The 9,397-nt window shown below is 61.5% G+C and carries 11 protein-coding genes and 1 pseudogene; 5 read left to right on the top strand and 7 right to left on the bottom strand.

The genetic code is table 11. The features are described from left to right. Positions 1–435, bottom strand: a pseudogene (locus tag ACILSL_RS25820) (hypothetical protein); the annotation flags it as partial. A 172-nt stretch (positions 436–607) separates the two neighbouring features. Between ACILSL_RS25820 and ACILSL_RS25815 the strand changes: the two are divergent. Continuing rightward, positions 608–1,624, top strand: coding sequence for a methyltransferase (locus ACILSL_RS25815; RefSeq protein ID WP_395734958.1), 1,017 nt, complete (start codon positions 608–610; stop codon positions 1,622–1,624). 8 nt (positions 1,625–1,632) lie between these two features. On the opposite strand, the gene ACILSL_RS25810 is transcribed toward ACILSL_RS25815, so the two are convergent. Beyond that, the gene (locus ACILSL_RS25810) at positions 1,633–2,097 is read right to left on the bottom strand and encodes a DUF5069 domain-containing protein (protein WP_395734957.1); all 465 of its coding nucleotides are present in this window, start codon (positions 2,095–2,097) and stop codon (positions 1,633–1,635) included. Between the two features lie 112 nt (positions 2,098–2,209). Here ACILSL_RS25810 and ACILSL_RS25805 point away from each other — a divergent pair, with 112 nt between their 5' ends. From ACILSL_RS25805 to ACILSL_RS25795, 3 genes are all read left to right on the top strand, one after another. After that, positions 2,210–2,389, top strand: a complete 180-nt coding sequence (locus tag ACILSL_RS25805) for a hypothetical protein (protein ID WP_395734956.1) — start codon at positions 2,210–2,212, stop codon at positions 2,387–2,389. 93 nt (positions 2,390–2,482) lie between these two features. Beyond that, positions 2,483–2,695, top strand: a complete 213-nt coding sequence (locus ACILSL_RS25800; RefSeq protein WP_395734955.1) for a hypothetical protein — start codon at positions 2,483–2,485, stop codon at positions 2,693–2,695. Positions 2,696–2,707: 12 nt separating this feature from the next. Next, the gene (locus tag ACILSL_RS25795; protein ID WP_395734954.1) at positions 2,708–3,358 is read left to right on the top strand and encodes an SGNH/GDSL hydrolase family protein; all 651 of its coding nucleotides are present in this window, start codon (positions 2,708–2,710) and stop codon (positions 3,356–3,358) included. 18 nt (positions 3,359–3,376) lie between these two features. Here ACILSL_RS25795 and ACILSL_RS25790 read toward each other — a convergent pair whose 3' ends face one another. The 4 genes from ACILSL_RS25790 to ACILSL_RS25775 all read right to left on the bottom strand — a co-directional run bounded on the left by ACILSL_RS25790 (position 3,377) and on the right by ACILSL_RS25775 (position 7,902). Beyond that, a complete protein-coding gene (locus ACILSL_RS25790; protein ID WP_395734953.1) occupies positions 3,377–4,273 on the bottom strand; it encodes a class I SAM-dependent methyltransferase in 897 nt (298 codons plus the stop codon). A gap of 104 nt (positions 4,274–4,377) precedes the next feature. Continuing rightward, the gene (locus ACILSL_RS25785) at positions 4,378–4,839 is read right to left on the bottom strand and encodes a cupin domain-containing protein (RefSeq protein WP_395734952.1); all 462 of its coding nucleotides are present in this window, start codon (positions 4,837–4,839) and stop codon (positions 4,378–4,380) included. Continuing rightward, entirely contained in the window at positions 4,836–5,930 is a 1,095-nt protein-coding gene (gene rlmN / locus ACILSL_RS25780; protein WP_395734951.1) for a 23S rRNA (adenine(2503)-C(2))-methyltransferase RlmN, read from the bottom strand. Before rlmN ends, ACILSL_RS25785 begins: the two co-directional genes overlap by 4 nt. Positions 5,931–5,973: 43 nt before the next feature. After that, on the bottom strand, positions 5,974–7,902 hold the full coding sequence (locus ACILSL_RS25775; RefSeq protein ID WP_395734950.1) for an acyltransferase family protein: 1,929 nt from the start codon (positions 7,900–7,902) through the stop codon (positions 5,974–5,976). A 164-nt stretch (positions 7,903–8,066) separates the two neighbouring features. On the opposite strand from ACILSL_RS25775, the gene ACILSL_RS25770 reads away from it, so the two are divergent. Then, complete coding sequence (locus tag ACILSL_RS25770; RefSeq protein WP_395734949.1) at positions 8,067–8,738, top strand: hypothetical protein; 672 nt, start codon at positions 8,067–8,069, stop codon at positions 8,736–8,738. Positions 8,739–8,777: 39 nt separating this feature from the next. On the opposite strand, the gene ACILSL_RS25765 is transcribed toward ACILSL_RS25770, so the two are convergent. Next, positions 8,778–9,266, bottom strand: a complete 489-nt coding sequence (locus tag ACILSL_RS25765) for an FKBP-type peptidyl-prolyl cis-trans isomerase (RefSeq protein ID WP_395734948.1) — start codon at positions 9,264–9,266, stop codon at positions 8,778–8,780. Positions 9,267–9,397 lie beyond the last annotated feature (131 nt).

Raw genomic sequence — 9,397 nt, 5'->3', positions numbered from 1 at the left:
CCTCTGCGTGATTTGATCGAGCGCGTCCTTTCCATGCAGCAGCTCATGCGCCGCGCCGAAACCGATGCCGCCCAGAAGGCTGGCGGAGGCGATCAGGATGCCGATTTCCATGGCATTGAAACGATCCAAGGACATCGCCAGCCAGACCACCGAGGCCATGTAGAACAATGCGTACAGGCGGGTGTTCCAGTGCAGCACGGCCAGTTGACCGGCGGAGAAGTCGGACTTGTCAAAATGAGCGTCATCCTGCCAGCCGGTGATCCAGTCCAGCATCGGCAGCGCGACCTGCAAAAAGACAATCGACAGCAGCAGCCACCAGCCACCGCCCCAAACACCCAAGGCCAGCATGACAAAAAGAGAGTGTGGCAAAAGGCAGAACAGGACGTGGCGGCTTACCGGCGGCTTGCTCTGGCTTACAGGGGCGGGGGATTCCATGATGGCGGGATATGGGGTGCGAATGAGCCTGAATAAAACTCGAGTCCGTTTAGCAGGAATCATGCGAGTGTGTGCCATTCACAGCCACTAAATCTTTATTTAGCCGCGCATCTTCGGGTGAAGATGGCGTTAGGGTGGCAGCCACGTACTCTCTCGTTTATTGTCTTCTATTATGTCTGAATTATCCACCGCTCCCTCTCCCCAGCTCTTCTTTGAAACGATCAATGCCTTTCAAAAATCGGCGGCACTGAAAGCCGCGATTGATCTGGGTTTGTTCACCGCCATCGGCAGCGAATCGGTGACCTCTGCGGCGCTCGCGGCGCGGTGCCAGTGCCCGGAGCGCGGCATCCGCATCCTGGCGGATAATCTCGCCATCCTGGGCTTCCTCACCAAGGACGGCGGGTGCTATGCGCTCACGCCATCATCGGCGGTGTTTCTGGTGCAAAGCTCACCGGCTTACATGGGGGATGCCGTGAAGTTTCTGCACGCTCCCGGTCTGACGGAGGCCTTTGACGATCTCGCTGTTACCATTCGTCGCGGACGACTGCACACGACGGAGGAGGGCACCACGGCGGCGGATCATCCGGCCTGGGTGGAATTTGCCCGCGCCATGGGACCGATGATGGCGCCCACCTCGCAGGGGGCTGCGGAACTGGTGCCGCTGGACCCGGCCCGCGACACACGCGTGCTGGACATCTCCGCCAGCCATGGGGCCTATGGCATTGCTTTTGCGAAAAAGAATCCACGCGCGCATCTCGTGGCATTGGACTGGGAAGCCGTGCTCGCTGTCACTACAGAAAACGCGCAGGCGGCGGGCATTGCGGACCGCTTCAGCAAGATCACCGGTGATGCCTTCACGGTGGACCTCGGGAGTGATTACGATGTCGTGCTGGTGCCGAATTTCCTGCATCACTTCAACATCGAGGACTGCACACGCTTCCTGAAGCGGGCGCATGCCGCGCTGCGTCCGGGTGGAAAAGTGGTGATCGTGGAGTTCGTGCCGAATGCAGACCGCGTCAGCCCGCCACCCGCTGCGAGCTTCAGTCTCGTCATGCTCGGCACCACGCCGGAGGGCGATGCGTACACCTTCGCCGAGTATCAGCAGATGCTCACGGCGGCAGGCTTCCGCGATGCGGAGTTTCATCCGCTGCCGCCCACGGCGCAGAGCGCGGTGATCGCGGTGGCGTGAGGTCAGTGCTATGGCTTCTTCGCTTCAGGAGTCAGCCGGCCTTCATCGATCTCGATGTATTCAAACATCGTCTGCACCGTGCCGGGCGGCAGGCCGATCTCTTCAAGGCGTTCGTTCAGGCGCTGCGTGCCGGCATCGCGCCAGCCGCGCTTGGTCATGAAACTGTTCCAGACTTCGATCTCCTGCTCGGTGGGCTGGCGGCCGTTGGCATAAGCCCAGGCCAGCAGGCTTTCATCGCTGCCGCCTTTGAGCGTTTCGGCCTCGAGCGCGGTGTAGTCGATTTTGAGGAACTCGCAGCAGCGCCAGTCAAAGCTGCCCTTCGCATTGCCACGCATCGGCTGCCAGCCTTCGGGCAGCTTGCCTGCGGCGGTGAGGCGAATCTTGTCCAGCATGCGGCCGAAATACACGAGGCCGTTCACTTGATCGTAAGGGCTGCGCAGTCCGGGAATGAGAGTGGGGTAGGAGAGGGGCATGCCGCAGCTATGCACGGCGCGGCCCCACCTTCAAGAAACGCCTGCGGTATGGCGCTGCTGCATGAAGCGCCCTTTGCAAAACGCACGTTTTTCACTATATCGGACAGACCCCATGAAGAGTCAGAAGATCAACAACCGCGCACCCCGCCCCTTTAAGAACAAGGCTGACCGCTGGTCCGGTGGAAATTCGCAGGGCTTCATTCCAGCCTCCGCCAAACCGGTGCAGCGTCCTGCCAAAAGCGCTGCCCAAAATCCGGCCAAGCCTGCAGACCAGGCTGCCGCTGGAGAATGAAGGGGGCTCCCCTCTCAGGCATGCGCCGCTCTGCACGGACTCTGAATGGAATTTCCATTTGCCAGTTCACGGTGGCTGCGGTGATCGTACTGAATGGCAAATCCTGAGAACGTCCAGATGGCGGCACACTTCGGCCTCTTCATGCTCGCCGTGGGCGCGCTGGGACTGTTCAGCGGGACGACGCTGGGGCGCTGTGGCATCGTCCGTCGTGCGGATGCACCGGGCACGTTTTACTCCATCTGCGGCTCTCATCTGGCCGTGGGAGCTTTTTGTTATTTCGGGCAGTATTTCGCGCGGACGGTTTAAAGTGAAGACCTCATGCCGCGTCTCCTCATCATCCTCTTTTTTCTGAGCCTCGGAGTCTTCTCTCAGAGCCCTATGCCTCGCACCGTGATCGTTTTCGGAGATTCCATCACCGCAGGCGGTGCCCTGCCCAAGGAGGAGCGCGGACGTCTTTGGGTGACGCAGGTGCAGCAGTCGTCGGCGGGTGCACTAACGCTGATCAATGAAGGCAAGGGCGGAAGGCCGACGAACTCTCTCGCGGAGTTTAAGGCCATGATCACACGCCATGCGAAGGCGGACGCGCTCGTCATCGCGCTTGGCATGAATGATTCACGCGACATCACAGCGCAGTGCGTGCCCAAGGCGGTGGCGAATGTGCGGGCGATGATGGTGAAAGCGCGTGCGGCTTATGGCGAGAAACTGCCGGTGCTGCTCGTGGGGCCCTCGAACATCAACAAAGCCGCGCTGGGGCCGACGAAGCCCATCGCCAACGAACGTGAGGCCAAGCTGCGCGAACTCGGGGCTGCGTTTGCGAAGCTTGCGGCTGAAACGAAGAGCGAGTTTGTCAGCCTCTTCGGAGTCGTGCCGGATTCATCCCTGCTCAAAGATGGTGTGCATCCCGATGGTGCCGGGAATGAAGCCATCGCCAAGGTGATGGGGAAGAAGTTGAAAATGCTGGGCTGGTAGTGCTACGCCGGACCTAGTTTACCGCAGCATCATCCACAGCGTGCTGGAGCCGTGGCCGGGTGGGAAGTCCACAGGCGGCGGCAGCTTGACGTAGTCGGCCGTGCGGCGTTTGCCCTTCGCGCACCAGCGGGCGCTGCGCTCCAGCCGGGCGGGGTCGAGCTTGGTGCAGTTGGTGGAAAGCAGGATGGCGCATTTCGGCGCAGCCACCTCCAGCGCGGCGCTGAGAAGGTCTTCAAAGTGATCCTCCACCTGCCAGCGGCGGCCAGTCTTGCTGCGGGAGAAGGTGGGCGGATCGAGGATGATGGCGTCAAAGCGCTCTCCGCGCACGGAGAGCTGTGGCAGCAGTTCGGCGGCGTCGTCCGTCACAAAGCGGTGCTTGGTTTCCGGGAGATCGTTGAGCGTGAGATTGTGCCTGCCGCGATCCAGTGACTTGCGGGAGAGATCCACGCTCAGCGTCTCCGCGCCCGCGAGCGCGGCCACCAGCGAGAAGCTGCAGGTGTAGGCAAAGGTGTTCAGCACGCGCTTGGGCTTCAGCGCGCGCAGCTTGGCGCGGTTCAGGCGCTGGTCCAGAAACAGGCCGTGGCTGTAGCTGGCGCCGATGTCCAGGCCGTAGCGGATTCCGGCTTCCGTCACCACCGTGGTGAGTGGCAGCGAGGCATCGCCGCTGTGCAGCACGGGCGAGATGCGGTCGGCGTTCTTGAGGGGCAGGAAGCGGTGGAACACGCGCACGGGCTGCCAGCCTGAATCGGTGCACCACTTGGCGAGACCTGCGGCGAGTTCATCGCGTGCGGCATCGCTTTTGTAGGAAACGATTACGTCATCTCCCAGACGTTCCACCCAGCCGCCGGGGCCGGAGGCAAGCCGGTGCGCATTGGTGCCTGCGGCTTCAATCACTTGGCACTGGGCGGGAGTCATCCATATCACGGATGGAGAGGCAGGACGTAGGTCGGGGGGGAGGTTCACTGCCTCACTCCTGCCGCAGGATGGGCGGCGGGGCAATCAGAGTCGACAGGCTTGGCTCACTCCTTCGGCGGCCACTGCGCGCCTTCGAGTTCCTTCGGCAGCTGCGTGGGATCGGTGGGATAAATGAGCGAGAGGTCGGGCTTGGTCGTGGAACCGGGGAGAAATTCGGTTTCCTCGGGCGCACCGATGATGAGCCAGAGCACTTCTTCGGCGGTGTCGTTAAACACCTGGCGCAGTTGATCCGGGCCCACGTGGACGCCGCCGTGCCTGGGCACGGTGAGTGTTTCATCGCCCACGCGCATGCGGCCCGTGCCTTCGAGCACGAAGTAAAACTCCTCCGCGCGGATGTGCTTGTGCAGCGTGTTCGCGCTCAGGGGCGGCATGCGCCAGAGGCGCGCGCCCATGTTTTCACTGCCGGTGCGCTCCAGAAAATCGGCGTTCGGGATGCGCATGAGATTCGACAGACGCCAGGTGAGATCATCGGGCGTGATGAGATGGAAGCCTTGCACGGGGTTCATGAGCTTGCAGAAGTATGCGCCGCTTCGCGCTTCCGCAACTGGCCGCAGGCGGCGTCGATGTCCGGGCCACGTGCACGGCGCAGGTGGGCCACGGTGCCATGGGCGCGGAGTTCGGCGAGGAAGGCTTCCGTTTGCTCCAGGCTGCTCGGTGCGTAGGTGCGGCCGCGTAGGCTGAGGCCGGTGGCATTGTAGCGCAGCAGATTCACATGCATGCGCCGTCCTTCCAGCAGACGCGACAGATCACGCGCCTGCGCGAGAGAATCGTTCACGCCATCGAGCAGGCAGTATTGAATCGTGGTGATGCGGCCGCTGCTGGCCTGATAACGGTCCACCGCAGCGAGCACGTCCTGCACATCAAAGCGTTTGCCCATCGGCAGGAGATCAGCGCGGGTCGCGTCATCGGGTGCGTGCAGGGACAAGGCAAGATGCACGCCGAGATCCGCCTCACGCAGTTCATCAATGCCGGGCACGATGCCCACGGTGGAGATGGTGATCTGCCGCCAGCCGAAGGCACCGAGCGTGGGAGCGGCGATGCGCTGCACGGCGGCGAGCACGTTTTTCAGATTCAGCATCGGCTCACCCATGCCCATGAAGACGATGGTGCGCAGTGTGCGGCCTGCGGCGCGTGCCTCGCGGCGCAGATGGATGAACTGCTCCACGATCTCGCCGGAGGTGAGATTTCGCTCAAAGCCCGTCTGTGTGGTGGCGCAGAAATCACAGCCCATGGCGCAGCCCACCTGGCTGGAAATGCAGCCCGCTGCACGCTCCGGGTGAAAGTCCGGCATCAGCACGGACTCCACGGTGCGGCCGTCATTCAGGCGCAGCAGCAGCTTCGCCGTGCCATCTTCAGACACCTGCCGCATGGCGAGGCGGGCGGCGGCGGTGGGAAAGGCAGAGTGCAACTGCTGCGCAAGGTCTGCCGGCAGACGCATGCCGGGGTGCTCCTTGCTTTCGTTCCCATGCACTTCGAGGAGATTGCGCAGCACGCGTGGCGCATGGGAGGCTTTGAAGCCCTGCGCGGCCAGCCATGTGCCCAGCTCCTCGGCGGAGAGGTCGGGCAGCGGGCGCGGTGGGCGGGTGGTCAGGGACATGGGCTTGTCTTATCTTTGGTGCTCGCATGCAAAGAGCACCGTGTTATTTCGCCTGAAACAGAGGTCTGAAGAGTGGAACCACCAGCTCTGCTCCCTTCTCGGTGAGGTGGTCGGTGTCGAAGTAGAGGACGTCGTCATTCCTCATGGCACCGTAAATTCCCCGGCTGTTGAGAAAGTACTCTGCTGGTTCCAGCACCGTGGCTCCCATCTGCGCCAGTTGTTCAAAGGTCTGCTCCAGCGGGGCGCGGGACTGCTGGTGCAGATCCTTGGTGATGCCCATGGATTCAAAGTCGCCACCGCGCAAGGCGGTGATGGCGGCGAGGCGCGGCACGTCAAAGCCAGGAATGGGCACCGTTTTCAGCACGTAGACGTGAGCTCCGGAATTCATGATGGCACGAACCGTCTGGATGAGGTCATCTTTGAATTCAACCGTGGGTGGATACATGTCCCATCTGGCGACGATGAGGACTTTCTTGATTTGCTTTTTGGCGACGAGCGCCACGACGCTTGCAGCGACTTCAGGAGACTTCCCAAGAAGGGAAACCCGATGGGTGCTGACGTAATTCAGCACAGGTGCCGTCGCTGCATGGGCCACCAGGATGCCATGCTGGGAGAATTCCTTGCACAGAGTGTCCACTGCGGGAGCAATGGCCTTGGCATGGCTGTCTCCCCAGACCATGAGACTGACGGGCTTGTCGCTTTGGGCGGGGCCGAGATCCGTGAAGTGACCTGACAGCGTGCGTTCAGCACTGATGTCGTCCCAGAAACCATCGTTTTGATCACCCATGGCAGCGTAGGCCAGGACCCTGGCAGAGAAGCGGGAGGGAATGCCTTTGGCGGAATCAACCAGGTAGGAAAAAGCGCAAAAAACCATCGTGACAATGGCGGCAAAGGCAAAAATCTGCCGACGCTCTCCAAGCCACCGACGCTGCCGAAAGGGCATCTCGAAAAACTTCCAGGAAAGGACCGCCAGCAGCAGGCTGGCTAAAAGCAGCAGGATGCGTATCCCCGCGCTCAATTCATAGGCAAACAGGTACTTGGAAAAAACCAGCAGGGGCCAGTGCCATAGATAAAGCGGGTAGGACACCAGACCAATGAAGACCAGGGGCTTGAGGGAAAGCAGCCGCCCGACGATCGAAGTTCTGGTCTCACTGGAAGCAATGATCATGGCTGCGCCGAGGCAGGGAGCCAGCGCCGCCAGTCCTGGAAAGCGCGTGCTCTCATCATAAAATAAAACGGACCAGGCTATCAAACCCAGGCCGGCAAAGCCGCAGGTCTCGCCCACCGGTCTGCTGGCCGAAAAGCGTCCGCTGTAAATGGCCAGCAGCGCACCGATCAACAATTCCCAGGCGCGCGCGGGCAGCAGGTAGAAGGCCACACGCTGGTTGTGTGATGAATAACTCCAAACTATGGAGAGGATGAGGGAGACAACGGCCCCCCCAAGAATCCAGCGCCTCCAGGTGGCGGGCCTGACACGGATCATCAACGTCAGCAGGAGCGGGAAAAGCAGATAAAACTGCTCCTCCACCGCCAAAGACCAGGTGTGGAGAAGGGGTTTGGTTTCCACTCCCGGATCGAAGTAGTTGCCGCCCTTCCAAAAGAAAAAGTTGGCGGCCATCAGCGCCTGCGCCATGACGGATTTCGCCAGAGTTTGGAAGTCTTCCGGCAGATCAAACAGCCAGCCCGCAGTCAGCACAGCCACCACGACCAGACTCAGCGCTGGCATGATGCGCCGGATCCGCCGCTCCCAGAAATTGACCATGCTGAAGGTTCCCGCCGCGACCTCTTTGAGAATGAGCGACGAAATCACAAAGCCGGAAATGACGAAGAACACATCCACCCCGACAAAGCCACCCGTGCAGCCCAGCCTGGCATGGTAGAGAAGGACCGGAAGAACTGCCAGCGCTCGCAGCCCGTCGACATCAGGCCGATATTTGAATGAGGCTGTGCTGGCAGTTTCTATGGAAGGCATCTTGAAATAGGCAGGTAATCTCGAGGGACCTGACTACACCTTGGCATAAAGTTACGCACCTTTTTTCACGCACGCCTGTGTCTTTTGACCACTCAGCTGTGGTGCATCCGGGCAGCTTTGACTTCGGCGAAAAATCCGCGCGTCTTCCGCGTTACAGCGCTCTCATGACCACCACTCTCCGTCTTGCCGCCCTGTGCTTTGCCTTCACTTTCACCGTCCTGCCATCCCATGCCCAGACCGGGGATGCCGAATACAAGCCGGAGCTGTTTCAGGATTTGAAGCTGGTGTATTCGGACAACTTTGACGGCCCGCTGAACACGGAGTTCTGGGAGGTGCGGCAGAGCACCACGTGGGCGGTGAAGGATGGCGTGCTCACCGGCAGCCCGTCTTCCAAGGAGTTTCAGGACAAGAAGAAAGCGAGCGCCGATCCCTCCCATGCGGGGCTGAAGCCCGTGATCTGGCTCAAGAAGGTGCCGGAGAATTTCGTCTGCGCCATGCGCGTACGCTATGATGCCACAACCTACCAGAAAGGCTTTCCGCTCTTCGACCTCGGCCACCACATCCACACCCTGAGCTTCAGCGAGAAGGCCACGACCCTGGCGATCAAAAAGAACCTGGAGATCCTGCCCGTGACGGAGCCGCTCTTTGCGCTGAACCAATGGCATGACGTGGTCATCGAGCTGAAGAAGGGCACGCTCCTTCTCAAGATCGACGGCAAGAAACATGTCTTTGAAAGCAGGAACATCGACATGGCCGGCCAGGCGCAGATCGACTTCAAAGCCGTGGACGGCGGCTCCTGCCAGATCGATTCCGTGCGGGTGTGGGAAGGGAAGTAGCCCCGTTGCGGCGCAAGGGGGCTGCCATGCCCGGCATCCTTACGCGCCTGCGCTGTGCACCTGAATCAGATGCACCTGGAAAATGAGATCGCTGTTGGCCGGGATGTCGCCCATGGACTGGGGGCCGTAGCCCAGATGGGAGGGGATGTAGAGCAGCCACTGGTCGCCGGGCTTCATGAGCTGCAGCGCCTCCGTCCAGCCAGGGATCACCTGGTTCACACCAAAGGTGGCGGGGGCGCCGCGCTCGTAGGAGCTGTCAAAGACGGTGCCATTCGTCAGCGTGCCCTTGTAGTGCACCGTGGCGGAGTCATAGAGCGTGGGAGAGCGCCCGTCCGCAGGCCCGGAAGCCAGCACCTTGTAGCGCAGCCCGCTCGCTGTGGAGATCATGCCATCGGTGGATGGGGTGCCGCTGATGGGGGGAGTGGCGGCGGAGGGTGAGGCAGGCTCCGGCTTCTTGCCGCTCTCGCAGCTGGTCATGAGAAGCAGGAGCGCGGCGGACAGGGAGACGGACAATAAAGAGCGTTTCATGGTGACTGCGGTGGGTAGGGTGGTGCAGGGCCTCGACTGGGACTGGCCCCGTGGTGGCGGAAGATGTGGGCGGGAAACGGCCCCCGCGCAACCGAGATGCGCGGTGCGGCAAGGAGCTGCGGGCAGGGGGG

Origin of the sequence: Prosthecobacter sp., assembly GCF_044222345.1 — a bacterium.
Classification (GTDB): domain Bacteria; phylum Verrucomicrobiota; class Verrucomicrobiia; order Verrucomicrobiales; family Verrucomicrobiaceae; genus Prosthecobacter.
Note: the sequence above shows the minus strand (reverse complement) of the source record. Positions and strands in the feature narration are given on the sequence as shown.